This window comes from Streptomyces sp. NPDC002490 (genome assembly GCF_040296045.1).
Lineage (GTDB): Bacteria > Actinomycetota > Actinomycetes > Streptomycetales > Streptomycetaceae > Streptomyces.
Window position 1 is genome coordinate 114,425 of record NZ_JBEOWM010000009.1, and the last position, 17,298, is coordinate 131,722.

13 protein-coding genes are annotated in these 17,298 nt (G+C 74.4%); 4 read left to right on the top strand and 9 right to left on the bottom strand.

What is annotated here, in order from left to right:
- The first annotated feature begins 134 nt into the window (after window positions 1–134).
- Window positions 135–2,909, top strand: a complete 2,775-nt coding sequence (locus ABT092_RS08390) for an ATP-binding protein (protein WP_351241173.1) — start codon at window positions 135–137, stop codon at window positions 2,907–2,909.
- Window positions 2,910–2,974: 65 nt separating this feature from the next.
- On the opposite strand, the gene nucS is transcribed toward ABT092_RS08390, so the two are convergent.
- Window positions 2,975–3,646 (bottom strand): endonuclease NucS, encoded by a 672-nt coding sequence (gene nucS, locus ABT092_RS08395; protein ID WP_351241175.1) that lies wholly within the window; start codon window positions 3,644–3,646, stop codon window positions 2,975–2,977.
- A 212-nt stretch (window positions 3,647–3,858) separates the two neighbouring features.
- Here nucS and ABT092_RS08400 point away from each other — a divergent pair, with 212 nt between their 5' ends.
- Window positions 3,859–4,251, top strand: a complete 393-nt coding sequence (locus ABT092_RS08400; protein WP_351241177.1) for an SCO5389 family protein — start codon at window positions 3,859–3,861, stop codon at window positions 4,249–4,251.
- Between the two features lie 75 nt (window positions 4,252–4,326).
- Here ABT092_RS08400 and ABT092_RS08405 read toward each other — a convergent pair whose 3' ends face one another.
- Window positions 4,327–5,355, bottom strand: a complete 1,029-nt coding sequence (locus tag ABT092_RS08405; protein WP_351241179.1) for an LLM class flavin-dependent oxidoreductase — start codon at window positions 5,353–5,355, stop codon at window positions 4,327–4,329.
- Between the two features lie 216 nt (window positions 5,356–5,571).
- Here ABT092_RS08405 and ABT092_RS08410 point away from each other — a divergent pair, with 216 nt between their 5' ends.
- Entirely contained in the window at window positions 5,572–5,904 is a 333-nt protein-coding gene (locus ABT092_RS08410; protein WP_351241181.1) for an Rv1322 family protein, read from the top strand.
- A 62-nt stretch (window positions 5,905–5,966) separates the two neighbouring features.
- On the opposite strand, the gene ABT092_RS08415 is transcribed toward ABT092_RS08410, so the two are convergent.
- From ABT092_RS08415 to mce, 7 genes are all read right to left on the bottom strand, one after another.
- Window positions 5,967–6,815 (bottom strand): ABC transporter permease, encoded by an 849-nt coding sequence (locus ABT092_RS08415; RefSeq protein ID WP_351241183.1) that lies wholly within the window; start codon window positions 6,813–6,815, stop codon window positions 5,967–5,969.
- Between the two features lie 9 nt (window positions 6,816–6,824).
- Window positions 6,825–7,946, bottom strand: coding sequence for an ABC transporter ATP-binding protein (locus ABT092_RS08420; protein WP_351241185.1), 1,122 nt, complete (start codon window positions 7,944–7,946; stop codon window positions 6,825–6,827).
- A gap of 158 nt (window positions 7,947–8,104) precedes the next feature.
- Window positions 8,105–8,875, bottom strand: a complete 771-nt coding sequence (locus ABT092_RS08425) for an ABC-2 transporter permease family protein (protein ID WP_351241186.1) — start codon at window positions 8,873–8,875, stop codon at window positions 8,105–8,107.
- A gap of 1 nt (window position 8,876) precedes the next feature.
- Window positions 8,877–9,866 carry an ATP-binding cassette domain-containing protein gene (locus ABT092_RS08430; protein WP_351241188.1) on the bottom strand — a complete coding sequence of 330 codons (990 nt, stop codon included), beginning with the start codon at window positions 9,864–9,866 and terminating at the stop codon, window positions 8,877–8,879.
- Between the two features lie 159 nt (window positions 9,867–10,025).
- On the bottom strand, window positions 10,026–10,961 hold the full coding sequence (locus ABT092_RS08435) for a coiled-coil domain-containing protein (protein WP_351241190.1): 936 nt from the start codon (window positions 10,959–10,961) through the stop codon (window positions 10,026–10,028).
- Between the two features lie 282 nt (window positions 10,962–11,243).
- Window positions 11,244–15,101: a polarized growth protein Scy gene (gene scy, locus ABT092_RS08440; RefSeq protein ID WP_351241192.1), complete on the bottom strand. Its 3,858-nt coding sequence runs from the start codon at window positions 15,099–15,101 to the stop codon at window positions 11,244–11,246.
- A gap of 397 nt (window positions 15,102–15,498) precedes the next feature.
- Complete coding sequence (mce, locus tag ABT092_RS08445; protein ID WP_351241194.1) at window positions 15,499–15,945, bottom strand: methylmalonyl-CoA epimerase; 447 nt, start codon at window positions 15,943–15,945, stop codon at window positions 15,499–15,501.
- A gap of 147 nt (window positions 15,946–16,092) precedes the next feature.
- On the opposite strand from mce, the gene ABT092_RS08450 reads away from it, so the two are divergent.
- A complete protein-coding gene (locus ABT092_RS08450) occupies window positions 16,093–17,295 on the top strand; it encodes an acetyl-CoA C-acetyltransferase (RefSeq protein ID WP_351241196.1) in 1,203 nt (400 codons plus the stop codon).
- Window positions 17,296–17,298 lie beyond the last annotated feature (3 nt).

Here is a 17,298-nt window from a genome sequence, read left to right on the forward strand (position 1 = left end):
CCAGTGCCCCGGCACCCGTTCCGTCCGGCCCGCGCGCGTACCCGCGGGGGAGGGGCCGCCACCGGTGGCGGCAGCGACGGACGCGGACCACGGGCGGGGTGCGGTACACAACGCTCTTGGGGGGCTTGAGAACCATGGACCCGATCGATCGGGAACCGGGGCCGCACGGCCAGGACGTCCGCGGAGGCCGGACGGCGCACGGCGGGGGAGCCGACCGCCGCGTTTCGGCCACATCCGCAGCGAGCGCCCACGGGTCCGTCGACCCGAAGGACGGTGCCGGGTCCGCCGTCCCCGGGGCGGGCGCGGCCCCGGGGTCCGGCAAGGCGCCCCGCGCCGCGGTCGGCAGCGCCTTCCTCCCCGTCGTCCGCGCCCGGGGCACCGTCGACATACCCGGGGCGGCCCGGACGCCCGAGCGCACCGCCCACCGCTCCCGGCCGCCCCGCGACCCGTTCGCCGCCGACCTCGGCACCCCGCACCCCGCCCGCCGCCCGGTGCGACTGGTCGCCGGCGACCTGCTGCTCACCGTCAACCCCGTCGACGGCAGCGAGATCGAGACCTGCCCGCCCACCGAACTCCCGGGCCCGCCCGCGCGCCACGCCCCCGAGGAGCGCCGGGAGGCCCGCCGGGCCGCCACCGCGCCGGTGCCCTCCGGCGTGGCCGTGGCCCGCCCCCCGCTGCTCGAACGCGACGAGGAACGCGAGCGTCTGGTCCGGCTGATCGCCCGGGGCGGTTCCGCCCGGGTCAGCGGCCCCGCCGGCTCCGGCCGGACCGCGCTGCTCGACGCCGTCGCCGAGGAGTGCGCCGACCTCGCCCCGGACGGCGTGGTCCGCCTCACCGGCTACCGCAAGACCGCCACCGACCTGCTGCACGACCTGTTCGCCGCCGTCTTCGACGGCACCGGATACCGGCCCGACCGCGAGGCGCTCCTCGACCACGTCCGGGGCATCGGCGCCGTCGTGGTCGTCGACGACCTCGCCTTCGGCGGCAGCCCCCTGGACGAACTCCTCGACGCCACCCCCGAGTGCGCCTTCCTGCTCGCGGCGGCCCCCGACACCCCCGCCCCGTCCGCCGACGCCCCGGTCGACGAGGTGGTGCTGAACGGCCTGAGCCGGGCGGCCAGCACCGAACTGCTGGAGCGCGCCGCCGGACGGGACCTCACCGAGTCCGAGACCAACTGGGCCGGTGACCTGTGGTTCGAGTCCGAGGGGCTGCCCCTGCGGTTCGTCCAGGCCGGCGCGTTGCTGCGGCAGCGCGACGCCCGCCTCCCCGACGCCGACCCCGAGGGGGCGGAGGAGTCCGCCGACGCCGGGGACGAGCGGCGCCCGCCGCTGCCCTCCCTGGCCGAAGGCGCGGCACCCGCCGCCCTGTTGGCCGCCGGGCTCAGCGAAGCGGCGCGCAGCACCCTGCGGTTCGCGGTGGTCCTCGACGGCGAGGTCCCGCACCAGGCGCACCTGCCCGCCCTGGTCGGCGACACCCATGCGGACGCCGCGCTCGCCGAACTCGTCGCCGTCGCACTGGTCACCCCGGTCGGCGCCCGCCACCGCCTCGCGGCCGGGGTCCGCACCCAGCTCCTCGCCGCCGGCTACCCCGACCGGGACGCCGCCGACCCCGACGCGGCTCCGGGGGCGCCCGCCCTGGTCGCCGCCCGGCACTACGCCTGGTGGACCGGCCACCCCTCGGTCGCCCCCCGGCGGGTCGCCGCCGAGGCGGACGCCGTGCTCGCCGCCCTGGCCGCGCTCGCCCCCGGCGGCGCGTTCGGCGGGGACGACAAGGAAACGATCCCGCTGGACCCGGCGGACGAGGGCGACGGCCCCAGCGTCCGGGTGGGACTGGCCCGTGCCGCCGCCCCCGTCCTCGCCGCGGGCGGCGACTGGAGCGCCTGGGAAGCCGTGCTGCGCCTGGGGGTCGAGGCCGCCCGGCACACCGGGGAGGTCGCCGACGAGGCGTACTTCCACCACGAGTTGGGCGTGCTCGCGCTGTGCGGGGCGCAGTACGGGCGGGCCCGCGCCGAGTTGGAGGCGTCGGTGGCGATGCGCGGTGCGGTCGCCGACCGCCGCGGGGCCGTCGCCGGACGTCGGGCGCTGGCCCTGCTGACCGACCGCTCCGGTGAACTGCCGCCCGTGCCGCTCGCCGTCGCCCCGCCGCCGGTGCCGCCGATCGCCGTGACCCGGGCGGTGCCGCTGGTTCCCGCCGCGGCCGGCACGCCCGGGGGCCCGGTGGGACGGCCGGTCCGGCTCCGTCCGGTCGGAGGGATGTCCGCGCGGGTGCGTCGGGTACGGCGCACGGTGCTGCACGGGACCCGCCGCAACCTGGCCGCCACGGGCGCCGGTGCGCTGCTCGCCGCGGTGCTCGGCACGGTGGTGACGCTCGGCATGATCTCCGGCGAGGGCACGCCCCCGGCCGAACGCGTGGGCCCCGGGCCCACGGTGAGCCGGGGGGCCGAGGACCGGAGCGCGACCGGCGACCCCAACGACACCAGCAGCACCGACCGCCCCGACGACACCCAGAAGGTGGCGGAGGTCGAGGAGCGCACCGGATCGCCCACCCGGCCGACCGCCGTCGGGACCCCGTCGCCCACGGCCACGCGGGCCCCCGGCGTGCCGACCGTCCCGCAACCGGGCACCAGCGCGCCGACCGGCCCCGCCGAACCGACCGGGTCCACCGGTCCGCAGCCCACCGACAGCCCGTCCGAGCCGGAGCCCACCGACTCGGCCCCGCCGAGCGAGTCGCCCGACCCGGAGCCCTCGACCAGCCAGCCGCCGCCCACCACGCCCACGGGCGGGCCGTCCTCGCCCCCGGAGCCCTCGACCGAGCCCACCGAGCCCGTCAACCCTTCGCCGCCCGCCTCGCAGGACCGGCCGGTGGTGCCGCCCGAGGACACGCCGTCCACCCCGGCGGCGGGCGGCTGACCCGCTGCGGACGGACGCCGAGGGCCCGACCGGTGCCACCGGTCGGGCCCTCGTGCGCGCGGGGGTCAGAACAGACGGAGCTTGTCGTCCTCGATGCCGCGCAGCGCGTCGTAGTCGAGGACCGTGCAGCCGATGCCGCGGTCCGTCGCCAGCACCCGGGCCTGCGGCTTGATCTCCTGCGCGGCGAACACCCCGCGCACCGGCGCGAGGTGCGGATCCCGGTTCAACAGGTCCAGGTAGCGGGTCAACTGCTCGACGCCGTCGATCTCGCCCCGGCGCTTGATCTCCACCGCGACCGTGCCGCCCTCGGCGTCCCGGCACAGGATGTCCACCGGGCCGATGGCCGTGGGGTACTCGCGGCGGATCAGCGTGTACCCCTCGCCCAGTGTCTCGATGCGGTCCGCGAGGAGCTCCTGGAGGTGCGCCTCCACCCCGTCCTTGATCAGCCCGGGGTCGACGCCGAGTTCGTGGGAGGAGTCGTGCAGGACCTCCTCCATCGTGATGATGAGCTTCTCGCCCCCCTTGTTGATGACGGTCCAGACCCCGCTGTCGTCCCTCGTGCCCTCCTTGAGGGTGCAGGGCGGTGACATCCAGTTGAGGGGCTTGTAGGCACGGTCGTCCGCATGGATGGAGACGCTGCCGTCCGCCTTGATCAGGATGAGGCGGGGGGCTGACGGAAGGTGGGCGGTGAGCCGGCCCGCGTAGTCCACGGAGCAGCGGGCGATGACGAGACGCATGGTCGGCAACGCTACTGGACGCCGGGCGGTCCACGCGATTCGCCCTGGAAGCACCCCGTACGAGAGATGGCCGGTTGTGGCCGCGCTCTTCTGGTGCCGTCCGGCCGCGGTGCTTACCGTGGACGCGGGAGGTCGCGGAGCGTGCACGCTGCGTAGGCGGACTCCCGCCCTGTCCGTGAACCCCCGCTACCGGGGGTGCGAGAGGAGAACCCATGTCGCTCGACGTCTCACCGGCCCTCCTGGAACAGGCCGAGCGAGGCGAGGTCGACGAAGCCGCCTTCGTCGACTGCGTCCGGACCTCCCTGCCCTTCGCCTGGGAGATGATCAGCTCCCTGGTGGCCCAGCTGAAGGTGGACGGCGGAGAGTTCGCCGACAACCAGACGCCGCCGCCCGACGAGCACGCGCGCGGCCAGCTGCTGCGCGCGCTCGCCAGCGATGCGATACGCGGCGCGCTTCAGCGGCACTTCGGGGTGCGACTGGCCTTCCAGAACTGCCACCGGGTGGCGGTCTTCCCGCTCGATCCGGCGGTGGACGACACGCTGGCCCGCTTCACCTCGATCCGCAACCAGCTCCTCAACCAGTCGCCGGAACTCCGGGACTGCTGACGGGCCGTGGGGCCCGCCGTTCCGGGCGGGGTTCCGTCCACCGCGACGGGGCCGGGACGGCGGGCCGGCAGGCGGTCACCGCAGTTGGGGCAGCACCTCCGCGCCCAGCCGACGGACGTTCTCCTCGGTGGACGCCAATTCGCCGGAGCCCTCGGTCAGCAGCGCGAACCGGGTGATGCCGGTCCGTTCGGCGGTGGCCGCGAGCACGTCGGCGCAGTGCTGCGGGGTGCCCACGGGGTGCAGTGAGCACAGCAGTTCGGTGTAGGCGAGGGGATCGCGCAGGGAGCGGGTGCGCCCGTCGACCGTGACGTGCGCGTCCAGGCCCTGGCGCAGCCAGCCCGGCATGGCCTTGCGCAGTGCCTCGGACGCCTGCGCACCGCGGTCGGCGATCTGCACGACGCCCGCCGAGACGTGCTCGGCGGCGAGCACCTCGGCCGCGCTCCGTCCGCTGGCCCGGGCGTGGGAGCGCCACAGGCTCAGCATCCCGGCCTTCTCCTCGTCGTCGGCGTGCATGCCGAGCAGCATCGGCAGCCCCCGCTCGGCGGCGAGCCGCACCGAGGCCGGGGAGGTGCACGCGACGACGACCTCCGGTCCGTCCCCGTCGCAGGACGCCTGCGACGGCTGCGGTACGACGTCCACCGGCCGGAAGCGGAAGCGGCCCGTCGAGGAGCCGACCCGGGGCTCGGTCAACCAGCGCAGCAGGAGGTCGAGGGAGTCCGCGAACCCCTCCTCGAACGCGGCCAGTCCGGTGCCGAAGACCTCCAGGTCGACCCAGGGCCCGCCCCGGCCGACGCCCAACGAGAAACGGCCCCCCGAGGCGTGGTGGAGCAGGGCGGCCTGTTCGCCGAGCGCCACCGGGTGGACCGTCGACAGCACGCTGACCGCCGTGCCCACCCGCAGCGCACGGGTGCGTCCCAGCAGCAGCGCGGCCAGCGTGACGGCCGAGGGGCACGTGCCGTAGGGCACGAAGTGGTGCTCGGCCAGCCACACCGCGTCCAGCCCGGACTCCTCGGCGACCTCCGCCGTGCGCACCGCCCGGTGCAGCGCCTCCCCCTGGCCCTGTCCGGGGAACTGGGCCGCCAGGACGAAACTTCCCACGCGCATCCGTTGCCTCCTCCGCACCGCCTTCGGTGCTCCCCCTGCGTTCCGTCACCCGGCAACAACGTCCGAACGGGGCCGAGGGCACGGGCGACCGGGAGATTGACGGATTGTCGGTGTATTGCGGGTGCATGGCGCGGTCGCCCGAGGTGTCCCGGGCGGCCGGCCGGCGCGTAGGCTTGATGCCCCCAAACGCCGTTCCCCGAGACCGTGAGGTGTGCCGTGTCCCCGCGTCGCAATCGTCCCAAGGGCGGAAAGGACTTCGCCGGAGCCGGGCCCGGCGGTGACCACGACCGGTACGGCGGCTTCGAGGCCGTCGAGTCGTGGCGCGGCGAGCAGTGGTCCGTACGTCACGTGGCGGGTGCCAGCACGGCCGGGAAGACGTACCGCTGCCCCGGGTGCGACCAGGTGATCGGCTCCGGGGTGCCCCATGTGGTGGCCTGGCCGCAGTACGCGGGCGTGGACGACCGGCGGCACTGGCACAAGGCGTGCTGGGCGGCCCGGGACCGCAGGGAGAGCCGGGTCGAGCGCGGCCGGGGGACTCCGCGGTACTGAGCCGGACGCGACCGTGCCCCGGTCCCTGCGGGGAGGGACCGGGGCACGGCGCCGGTACGGGGTCAGACGTCGCGGCGGTCCAGCAGCGCGAAGGCGCCGGCGACCGCGGCGGCGGTCAGCACGATCAGGAACACCAGCTGCGGGGTGCCGTCGCTGCTGGTGTTCAGCCCGAAGAGCATCGAGAGGGCGTTCGGCGCGGCGTAGTCCAGCATGACCTCCGCCATGGGCTCCAGGCTGGAGGAGGTCGCCATGAACGCGGGCAGGATCGAGGGGACGAGCACCAGCCCGAGCATGGTGGTGATCGCACCCGCCGAGTGCCGCATCATCGTGCCCACGGCGACCGAGAGCACCCCGGTCAGCGAGGAGTAGAGGGTGCCCTTGAAGAGGCTCCCGAGCCAGGGTTCGGCGCTGGCGCCCCGGTGCATCTCGGCGGTCACCAGGCCGACGAAGCCGATCGCCAGGAACGACACCGTGAACGCCACCGCGAAGAAGATGATCAGCTTCGCCGCGAGCACCCGCCACCGGGCCGGCGAGGCCGTCAGCGTGGTGCGGATCATGCCGGTGCCGTACTCGGAGGAGATCACCAGCACCCCCAGCGTGATCAGGCAGATCTGCCCCAGGAGCAGCCCGAAGAACGCGGGGACCGTGTAGGGCGTGTCGACGTAGTCGGTCCGGCCGGTCTGCTGGGCGACGAGCAGGCCGATCCCGACGACCAGCACGAGGAAGACGCCGAGCGTCCACATCGTGGAGCGCACCGACTTGATCTTGGTCCACTCGGAGGCCAGGGCGTGCCCGAGGTGGGTGCGGGTGATCGGGATGGGGGAGGTGTACACGCCGGGGGGCGGCTGCCAGGGGGCGGCCGGGGGCGCCGTCGCCGGTACCTGCTGGGGCGGCGTGGGAGCGGTGCTCATCAGGGGGCCTCAGGGGGTGTGGGTCGGGTCGGACGGGGCGGCGGCGCCCGGCGGCGGCGCCGGGGTCGCGTACGGGTTGGCGTGCGCGGGCGCACCGGGCTGGGGCGGCGGCGGGGCGTACCAGCCGGGCTGGCCCTGCCCGGCGACGGGGGTGTCGGGCAGCGGCGGGAGCGCACCGGGCGGCGGCTGCTGGTGGAGGCCGGCCTTCTGGTCGACGGTGGAGCGGTAGTCGACCACGCCCTGCGTCATCCGCATGTACGCCTCCTCCAGGGACGCCTGGTGCGGGGACAGCTCCCAGAGACGGACGTCGTGCCGGTGCGCGAGCTCGCTGATCGCCGGCAGCTTCAGCCCCGTCACCCGCAGCGCGCCGTCCGGCTCGGGCAGCACCCGGCCGCCCGCCTCGGTGAGCGCCGCCGTCAGCTTCTCGCGCTGCTCGGGCTCGTCGGAGGGGGTGCGGAGGCGGGCGAAGTCCGCGGAGTTGTGCGAGATGAAGTCCGAGACGCTCATGTCGGCGAGGAGCTGGCCGCGGCCGATGACGATGAGGTGGTCGGCGGTGAGCGCCATCTCGCTCATCAGGTGGGAGGAGACGAAGACGGTGCGGCCCTCCGCGGCCAGCGACTTCATCAGGTTCCGCACCCAGAGGATGCCCTCGGGGTCGAGGCCGTTGACCGGCTCGTCGAAGAGGAGGACCTGGGGGTCGCCGAGCAGGGCCGCGGCGATGCCGAGCCGCTGGCCCATGCCCAGCGAGAAGCCCTTGGAGCGCTTGCGGGCCACCTCCTGGAGGCCCACCACGCCGAGCACCTCGTCGACCCGGCGGGCCGGGATGCCGGAGAGCTGGGCCAGGCAGAGCAGGTGGTTGCGGGCGTGCCGGCCGCCGTGCACGGCCTTGGCGTCCAGCAGCGCCCCGACCTGACGGGGGGCGTTCGGGAGCTTGCGGTACGGGTAGCCGCCGATCGTCACCCGGCCCGAGGTCGGATTGTCCAGACCGAGGATCATGCGCATGGTCGTCGACTTGCCCGAGCCGTTCGGTCCGAGGAAGCCGGTCACCGCGCCGGGGCGCACCTGGAAGGAAAGGTCGTACACGGCCGTCTTGGCGCCGTAGCGCTTCGTCAGGCCGACTGCCTCGATCATGCTCCGCACCCATCCGCAGGCTCAGGACGTCGGGGCAGACGCCCCCGTAAGGAGTAGGAGGATATCCGGGCGCTGACGGTTCCGGCCAAAATGGACAGGTCGCGGGCGTTGGCCGGATTCCGCCCCCGGTGCGCCCGGGGCCGGGCGTCGCCTCCCGCTCAGGCGTCCCGGCGGCGCAGCAGCACGTACCCGCCGACCAGGGCGGCCACCACCCAGGCGACCATGATCATCAGGCCGCCCCAGGGGCCGTACGGGGTGTCGTCGTGCACCGGGGGGACCACCTCCATGATCTTGCCGCCGGCCTGGTCGGGGAGGAACTGCCCGACCTTCTTCGTCGCCGACACGTTGCCGAGCACCGCGGAGATCAGGAAGAAGAAGGGCATCAGGATGCCGAGCGACAGCATGGGGGAGCGCAGCATCGTCGCGACGCCCATGGAGAACACCGCGATCAGCGTCATGTACAGACCGCCGCCGATCACCGCACGCAGCACTCCGGGGGCGGAGAGCGAGGTGCTCAGGTCGCCCAGCGCCGCCTGCCCCAGGAAGAACGTGGTGAAGCTGGTGACCATCCCGACCACCAGGGCCAGTGCGGTGGCCACCGCCACCTTCCCGGCCAGGAACGCCCCCCGCTGCGGCACCGCGGCCAAGGAGGTGCGGATCATGCCGGTGCTGTACTCGTTCGACACCACCAGCACCCCGAACACGATCATCGCCAGTTGACCGAGACCGGTACCCGCGAAGCTGACCAGCGTCGGATCGAAGGCGAGCCGCTCCTCGATGCTCAGACGGTCGAACTCGTTCCGCGCGAGCACGCTGATCAGCACCCCCAGCGCCACCGTCACCACGAACGCCAGCGACAGCGTCCACACCGTGGAGGCCACCGACCTGATCTTGGTCCACTCGGAGCGGACCACCTGGGCCGACGCCATGTCACACCCCCTTCCCGCCCGGCCGCTGCCAGCCCTCGCCCCAGCCCGGCCGCGGCGGGGGTTGCGGGGGCGCACCCGCCGCCCCGGGATCATGCGCGTGGTACTCCACGGCACCGGCAGTGAGCTGCATGAACGCCTCCTCCAAGGACGCCTGCTGGGGACTCAGCTCGTGCAGCACCAGCCGGTGCTCGGCAGCCAGCTCCCCCAGTTCCTCCGCCCGGTGCCCGTCCACCTCCAGGGCGCCGTCCGCCGCCTCGACGGCGGCCAGCCCGCGCCGGTGCAGCACCTCGAGCAGCCGCTCCCGGTCCGGGGTGCGCAGCCGCACGTAGGAGCGCGAGTTCTCGGCGATGAAGTCGGCCATCGAGGTGTCCGCCAACAGCCGCCCCTGACCGATGACGACGAGGTGATCGGCGGTGAGCGCCATCTCGCTCATCAGGTGGGAGGAGACGAAGACCGTGCGCCCCTGTCCGGCCAGCGACTTCATCAGGTGCCGGATCCAGTGGATGCCCTCGGGGTCGAGGCCGTTGACCGGCTCGTCGAACATCAGCACCCGGGGGTCGCCGAGCAGCGCACCGGCGATGCCGAGGCGCTGGCCCATGCCCAGCGAGAAGCCCTTCGCCTTCTTCCGCGCCACCGCCGTCAACCCCACCACGTCCAACACCTCCGCCACCCGCGACCCCGGGATGCCGTTGGACTGCGCCAGCCACAACAGGTGGTGGTAGGCGCTGCGCCCGCCGTGCATCGCCTTGGCGTCCAGCAGCGCGCCGATCGCCGTGAGCGGGTCCGTCAACTCCTCGTAGCGGCGCCCGTCGATGCGCACCTCACCCGCGGTCGGATGGTCGAGACCCAGCATCATCCGCATCGTGGTCGACTTCCCGGCCCCGTTCGGCCCCAGGAAACCCGTGACGATCCCCGGCCGCACGGTGAACGTGAGCCCGTCGACGGCCAGCTTGTCGCCGAACCTCTTCGTCAGCCCCGCAAGCTCGATCATCCCCCCACGCTAAGCCGTGCGGATGGGCGCTGCCTGTTGTCGGCCGTCCGGCCCGACCCGTACGCACGACCGTGCCCGGCGCGGCCGTCGGGGCCGTGCCGGGCACGGGTTGCGCGGGTCCGCGTGAGGGAACGCGGGGAGCGACCGGTCGAAGGACGACTACCGGCTCTGCTGAGCCGGGACACCACGGGAGATCGACTCGTCCTCGGCCGGGGAGCCGGCCGCCGCGACCGCCGCGCCGGTGAGCGTGGCGAGCATCTCGCGGACGTTGGTGAGCTGCGCGTTGATCGAGTCGCGGCGGTTGGTCAGCGCCGCGAGCTCGCGCTCGGATTCGCTGCGGATGCGGTCCGCCTTGGCGTTGGCGTCGGCCACGATGTCCTCGGCCTGACGCTGTGCCGTCTCCACGGTCTGACGGGCCCGGCGCTCCGCGTCGGTGCGCAGCTTCTCGGCCTCCAGCCGCAGCTGCTCGGCGCGGTGCTCGATCTCGGCGAGGCGCTTCTCCGCCTTGGCCTGACGCGAGGCCAGGTCCCGCTCCGACTGCTCGCGGCGCTTGGCGAGGTTCGTCTCGAAGTCCGCCGCGGCCTGGGCGGCCTTGGCCCGGGTCTCCTCGAAGAGGGCGTCCGCCTCCTCGCGCTTGGACTGGGCGTCCTTCTGGGCCTCGGCACGCAGCGAGGACGCCTCGCCCTTGGCCTTCTCGACGATCCGCAGGCCCTCGTCCTCGGCCTTCGCCTTGCGGTCGGCGGCGAACGTCTCGGCGTCGTTGCGCACCTGCTGGGCCGCCGACTCGGCCAGCTCCCGGTGCTGCTCGGCGGCGCGCCGGGCCTCCTCGCGCAGGTCCTTCGCCTCCTCCTCGGCGAGCCGGAGGATCTTCTCGACGCGGGCACCGAGCCCGGCGTACGAGGGCTCCGCATCGGTGACCTGCGCCTGGGCGTTCTGCGTTTCGAGGTGGAGCTCCTCGATCCGCTTCTCCAGTGCGGTGATCCGGGTCAGGGCACTGTCGCGATCGGAGACGAGCTTGGAGATCCGTTCGTCCACCTGAGCGCGGTCGTACCCACGCCGCACAAGCTCGAAGCCGTAGGGGGAAGTGTCGCTCATGGGGTTCCTGTCGAATGAGACCGGTGAGGTGATAGGGGGAATCCTAGGGGGCGGAACGGCGTGTCATCGAGCGGATACAGTTTTGGTCCGGAGAATGGCACCCCTTTTGGGCGCCCCGACCCACGGGTGACGGGCCGAACCACCGTCAACACAGCAAACTAGCCCGGCGGTCACCCGGCAAGGGCCCCGACGTCACCGGACGGGAACCCGCGGGCCCCCGTGGTCCGCGGGGCCGCCCCGGGTGGCCGAGAACCCTCCCGTGCGGCCGTCCCCGCGGTGCCGTCAGCTCCCTGACGGCTTGCCACCCGATCGGGCGGAACCCGCCGTCGCACCGGCTTTGACCCCCGGGCCGCCCGTGGTCTTGGCCCCGCTCGGCGGCGCCTCGAACGACTCCAGCGCCTCCAACACGTCCTGCACCCGGGAGATCTCGGCGTTGATGTCCTGGCGACGGCGCACCAGCACGTCCAACTCCCGCTTGCCCTCGTCGACCACGTCCTTGGCCCGCTGCTCGGCCTCGGCCTTGATCTGCTCGCCCTGCCGGGTGAGTTCGGCCTTCTTGGCCTCGGCCTCCTTCAGCAGGCCCTCGGCCTTCTTGACCGCCGCGATCCGGACCCGGCCGGCCTCCGAGTCGGCGTCCGACTTCACCTGCTCGGCCTTGGCCCGCGCCTCGGCGAGCTGCTCCTCGGCGGCCTTCACCAGGGTGTCGCACCGCTCGCCCGCGGAACGCATGGCCTCCGCCGACTCCCGCCGGGCCCGTTCGTGCAGCTCCTCGATCTCGCCGGTGATCCGCTCCCGCAGCTCCTCGGCCCGCTCCCGGATCGCCGTCGCGTCCCGGCGCGCACCGACCAGCAGTTCGTCCGCGTCGGTACGGGCCCGCTCCACCAGGGAGTTGCCCTCCACGGTGGCCTCCGCCACGATCCGCTCCGCCTCGCCCCGGGCCGCGCCGACCATCGTGTCGGCCTGCCCCTCGGCGTCCGCGGTGGTCTGCTGCGCCTTCGCCTGGGCGTCGGTGCTCAGCTTGTCGGCCTCCGACACGGCCTCCGTGATCAGCGCGTCGACCTGCTCGGCCGCCTCCGAACGCCGTTTGTTGGCGTCCTTGCGGGCCTGGTCCATGGTCCGCTCCGCCGACTGACGGGCCTCGCCGAGCACCCGCTCGGCGTCGGTACGGGACTGGGTGCGCAACTGCTGGGACTCGTTGCGGATGCGCTCCGCGTGCTGGCGCGCCGAGCCGACCGTCTCCGCTGCCTGGGCGCGCAGCCGCTCCGCCTCCACGGTCGCCTCCGACACCAGCCGCTCCGCCTCGGCGACGGCCTCGGTCCGGGTCCGCTCGACCAGGGCCGCCGTCTCCGAGCGGAGCCGCTCCGCCTCCGTCGTCGCCTCGGTGACCAAGCGGTCGGCCTGGCCGGCCGCCTCGGAACGGATGCGGTTGGCGTCCTCCCGGGCCTCCGCCCGGGTCCGCGAGGCGTTCTGCTCGGCCGTGGCGATGGTGTTCGAGGCTTCGGTACGGGCCCGCTGGGCGTGCTCGGAGGCATCCGCGCGCACCCGCTCCGCCTCGGCGATCGCCTCGCCGACGGTGCGCTCCGCGAGCGCCTTCGCCGCCTCCGTCTCCTCCTGCGCCTCGCGCCGCACCCGGGTCGCGTCCTGGCCGGCGCGCTCCCGCTCCGCATAGGCGTCGGTGCGGACCCGGTCCGCCTCCTCCTGGGCCTCGGTCCGGACGCGTTCGGCCGCGTGCTCGGCGGCGCTGCGCAGTCCCGCGATCTCCTCCTGGGCCTGCTCCTGGAGCCCGGCCACCGCCTCCCGTACCGACTGCGCCTTCTGCTCGGCGCCGCCGACCAGCTCGGTGGCGCGGCGCCCGGCCTCCTCGACCAGCCGGGCCGCCTCGGCCTGGGCCTCCTCGACCCGGCTGCGCGCCGAGGCGAGGAGTTCCTCGCTGCGCTCGCGGGCGCGCTCGCGCTCCTGGCCGGCCTCGGCGCGGGCGGAACCGATCAGCTCCTCGGCCTCGCGTCGACGGCGGGCCGCCTCCTCCTGGGCCGCGGAGAGCGCTTCGGCCGCCTCCGCGGCGGTCCGCTCGGCCGCGGCGGCGGCCTCCGCACGCACCCGGTCGGCCTTCTCCCGGGTCTCGACCGTCAGCCGTTCCGCCTCCGCGGCGGCCTCCGACCGCAGTCGGACCGCGACGTTCTCGCCCTCCGCGCGGGACGCCGAGGCGTCCGCCGCGGCCTCGGTGCGCAGCCGCTCGGCCTCCGCCTCGGCCTGCGCCCGGACGGTACGGGCCCGCTCCGCGGCCTCGGTGCGCAGCCGCTCGCTCTCCTCGCCGGTCTCCCGGCGGACCCGCTCGGCCTCGGCCCGGGCCTCGGTGAGCGCCTGCTCGGCGGCGGTGCGGCGCTCCTCGACCTCGGCGCGCAGCCGGGTCAGCTCCGCGTCGACCTCCGTGCGCTGGGCGGCGACGGCCCGTTCGGCCTCCTCGCGCAGCTCACGCGCCGACGCCTGGGCGGCGGCGGTGGTCTCCTCGGCCTGCTCGGCGGCCTCGGTGCGCTTGCGCTCGGCCTCCTCGCGGGTGCGCTCCAGCGTCTCCTCGGCCTGCTTGCGCAGGGCGGTGGCCCGCTCGATCGCCTCGGTGCGCACCCGTTCCGCCTCGGTCTGCGCGGTGCTGCGCAGCTCGTCGGCGTCGGCCCGGGACTTCGCCAGGATCTCCTCGGCGGTCTTCGCCGCCTCCTCGATCTGCTGGACGGCCTCCCGCCGGGCCTCGCCGCGCAGCCGCTCGCCCTCCGCGACGGCGTCGGCGCGCAACTGCTCCGCCTCGCCGCGCAGCCGGCGGGCCTCCTCCTGGAGCTCGACCGTCTTGGCCCGGTACTCCTTGGTGTCGTCCTGGGCCGCGCCCTTGAGCTGCTCGGCGATGTCGTTGGCCTCGCCGCGCAGCCGCTCGGCCTCGGCCTCGGCCTCCTTGCGCAGCCGCTCGGCCTCCTCGGCGGCGGCCCTGGTGGTGGCCTTGGCGTCCTCGGCCGCCTTGGTCAGCACCTCCTCGGCGGTGCGGGCGGCCTTGCCGAGCTGGGAGGCGGTCTCCTCGGCGGTGGCCGTGCGGGCCTTCTCGGCGGCCTCCGCGACGATCTTCTCCGCCTCGGCGCGGGCGTCCTCGACCAGTTGCTGGGCCTCGGCCCTGGTGTCCTCGGCCTGCTTGGTGGCCTCGTCGACCAGCCGGGCCACCTGCTCCTTGGCGGTCCGGGTCCGCTGCTCGTTCGTGGACTCGGCGGTCGCCACCTGCTTCGCGGCGGCCTCCTTGGCCTGGGCGAGGACCTTCTCCGCCTCGGACCGGGCCCCGCGCAGCGCGCCGTCCGCCTCGGTCATCCGCTCCTCGGCGGCCCGGGCCAGCTCGGCGGCCTGGCGGCGGGCCCGCTCGGATTCGGCGGTGGTGGTGGTGCGCAGCTGCTCGGCGTGGTCGGTGGTCTCCTGGGCCTGCGCGGTGGCGGTGTTCAGCAGCCGTTCGGCGTCGGCGCGGGCCCTACGCAGGAGCGTCTCGGCCTCGGCGCGGGCGGACTCCGCCTCGGCGCCGACGCGCTGTCGGGTCTCCTCGGTGACGCGGCCGGCCTCGGCCCGGGCGGCGGCGAGCGACTGCTCGGCCTCGCCGCGGGACTCGTCGAGGAGCCGGCGGGCCTGCTGCTCGGTACGGGCGCGCAGTTGCTCGGCCCAGGCGACGTTCTCGTTGACGTGCGACTCGACGGTGGCCCGGCGCTCCGCCAGCTCCTGGTCGAGCTGTTGCCGCCGGGACACGGCCTCGGCGTGCAGCTCGGACTGGAGTCGGGCCTGCTGTTCGGCGTGTTCCTGACGGGTGCGCTGGATCTGGGCGCGCGCCTCCCGCAGTTCGCGTTCGGCGTCCGCGCGCAACTGCTCCACCTGGAGCTGGGCGTTGCGCAGCATCTGCTCGGCCTGGTAGCCGAGGTCCCCGCCGTCGTAGGCGGGGCGCGTGGCGAGGGTGCGCCGTGCCTCGTGCAGCTTCGCCCGCAGCACCTCGACCTGGTAGCCGCGGTCCTCGGCGTGCTGAACGGCCTTCTCCCGCTCGGTCTTCAGCCGTTCCATCTCGGCCTCGAACCGAGAGAGGTGGTCGACGTCAGCCCGCTCTCGCTCCTGGCGTTCGTAGCCCCGCACTGCGCGGTCCCATCCGTCCCCTGGTCGTAACCCTCTCCAACGAGCACCGTCCGTCCGCCCGGACGGGCCCCCGGGGAAATGGTGTCAGATCACCGGCGGACCCCGGGCTGCTGCCCCGACGCACGCCCCGACACCCGGACCCCGGCCATGGCCGCCCCAACGCGTGGCGGCCGTTGCCAACCCTACCGGCCCCCGTCTCCCTCGTGGCCTGGCCGACCACCTTTCCCGCCGGGACGGGGGTGCGACGACCGGGCGCGACACGGCGCCCGAGCCATGGCGGGAGGCGAAAAAGGGGCGGTCGGAGCGCCGGGGCAGCGTGCCGCGGACCGGGCGCGCCGTCACCACCCGCCCGGGCGCGCCCGGGCGGGGCGGTGACCGGCCGCCGGGTGCGGCGGGGTCAGTGCCCGGCGTCCTCCTCGGCGGCCGGGGCGGAGGTCACCAGCTCGGTGAGGACGCCGTGGCAGTCCTTGGGGTGCAGGAACGTGATCCGCGAGTCCATCGAACCGCGTCGGGGCTGCTCGTACAGCACCCGCACGCCCTTGTCGCGGATCGCCTCGGCGTCGCCGTCCACGTCGGCGGTGCCGAAGGCGACGTGGTGGACGCCCTCGCCGTTCTTGGCCAGCCACTTGCCGACCGCGGAGTCCTCGCGGATCGGTTCGAGCAGTTGGAGGTAGGTGGCGCCGCCGTCGTCGGTGCCGTTGATCCTGAGCATCGCCTCGCGCACCCCCTGCTCCTCGTTGACCTCGCAGTGGTGGACCTCGAAGCCGTAGGTGGCCCGGTAGAACTCGACCGTCGCGTCCAGGTCGAAACAGGCGATCCCGATGTGATCGATACGCGTCAGCATGGTTCCAGTGCACCGGGTGGCGGGCGGTCACGCAAGGTGCTCGCCGTCACACCGACCGGGCGGTGACCCCGCGAGGGCGCGCTCAGTACATTGGAAGTGAACCGCCGTTCACTAGGAACGTCGCACGCTGGAAGGGGATCGTCCGCCATGACGGGAACGTCCGATACCACCTCGGTGATCGTCGCGGGGGCGCGCACCCCCATGGGACGGCTGCTCGGCTCGCTGAAGTCCTTCTCCGGCGCCGACCTCGGCGGTTTCGCCATCAAAGCGGCGCTGGAGCGGGCCGGCATCGACGGCGAGCAGGTCCAGTACGTGATCATGGGGCAGGTGCTCCAGGCCGGCGCCGGCCAGATCCCGGCGCGGCAGGCCGCCGTGAAGGCGGGCATCCCCATGGACGTCCCCGCGCTCACCGTCAACAAGGTCTGCCTCTCCGGGCTCGACGCCATCGCCCTCGCCGACCAGCTGATCCGCGCCGGCGAGTTCGACGTGGTCGTCGCCGGTGGCCAGGAGTCCATGAGCAACGCCCCGCACCTGCTGCCGAAGTCCCGCGAGGGCTACAAGTACGGGGCGGTCGAGATGCTCGACGCCATGGCCCACGACGGGCTGACGGACCCCTTCGAGTCCATCGCCATGGGCGAGTCCACGGAGCGGCACAACACCCGCCTCGGCATCGGCCGCGAGGAGCAGGACGCGCTCGCCGCGCTCTCGCACCAGCGGGCCGCCGCGGCCCAGAAGAACGGCCTCTTCGACGCCGAGATCACCCCCGTCGCGGTGCCGCAGCGCCGTGGCGAGCCGGTGCTCTTCGACCAGGACGAGGGCATCCGGGCGGAGACCACCGCCGAATCGCTCGGCAGGTTGCGCCCCGCCTTCGCCGCGGACGGCACGATCACCGCCGGCTCGGCCTCCCAGATCTCCGACGGGGCCGCCGCGGTCGTGGTGATGAGCAAGGCCAGGGCGCAGGAGCTCGGCCTCGACTGGATCGCCGAGATCGGCGCCCACGGAAACGTCGCCGGCCCCGACAACTCCCTGCACTCCCAGCCCTCTCACGCCATCCGCCACGCCCTGGCGAAGGAGGGCCTGCGGGTCGACGACCTCGACCTCATCGAGATCAACGAGGCGTTCGCCGCGGTCGCCCACCAGTCCATGCGGGACCTCGGGGTGTCCGAGGAGAAGGTGAACGTCAACGGGGGCGCCATCGCGCTCGGCCACCCGATCGGCATGTCCGGCGCCCGGCTGGTCCTGCACCTGGCGCTGGAGCTGAAGCGGCGCGGCGGCGGCATCGGCGCGGCGGCGCTGTGCGGGGGCGGCGGCCAGGGCGACGCGCTGATCGTGCGGGTGCCCCGGGACTGACGA

Excerpts from the sequence above, each read along its gene's own strand:
- ABT092_RS08390 (WP_351241173.1), top strand. The coding sequence starts at position 135 with ATGGACCCGATCGATCGGGAACCGGGGCCGCACGGCCAGGACGTCCGC.
- nucS (WP_351241175.1), bottom strand. The coding sequence starts at position 3,646 with ATGCGTCTCGTCATCGCCCGCTGCTCCGTGGACTACGCGGGCCGGCTC.
- ABT092_RS08400 (WP_351241177.1), top strand. The coding sequence starts at position 3,859 with ATGTCGCTCGACGTCTCACCGGCCCTCCTGGAACAGGCCGAGCGAGGC.
- ABT092_RS08405 (WP_351241179.1), bottom strand. The coding sequence starts at position 5,355 with ATGCGCGTGGGAAGTTTCGTCCTGGCGGCCCAGTTCCCCGGACAGGGC.
- ABT092_RS08415 (WP_351241183.1), bottom strand. The coding sequence starts at position 6,815 with ATGAGCACCGCTCCCACGCCGCCCCAGCAGGTACCGGCGACGGCGCCC.
- ABT092_RS08420 (WP_351241185.1), bottom strand. The coding sequence starts at position 7,946 with ATGATCGAGGCAGTCGGCCTGACGAAGCGCTACGGCGCCAAGACGGCC.
- ABT092_RS08425 (WP_351241186.1), bottom strand. The coding sequence starts at position 8,875 with ATGGCGTCGGCCCAGGTGGTCCGCTCCGAGTGGACCAAGATCAGGTCG.
- ABT092_RS08430 (WP_351241188.1), bottom strand. The coding sequence starts at position 9,866 with ATGATCGAGCTTGCGGGGCTGACGAAGAGGTTCGGCGACAAGCTGGCC.
- ABT092_RS08435 (WP_351241190.1), bottom strand. The coding sequence starts at position 10,961 with ATGAGCGACACTTCCCCCTACGGCTTCGAGCTTGTGCGGCGTGGGTAC.
- mce (WP_351241194.1), bottom strand. The coding sequence starts at position 15,945 with ATGCTGACGCGTATCGATCACATCGGGATCGCCTGTTTCGACCTGGAC.
- ABT092_RS08450 (WP_351241196.1), top strand. The coding sequence starts at position 16,093 with ATGACGGGAACGTCCGATACCACCTCGGTGATCGTCGCGGGGGCGCGC.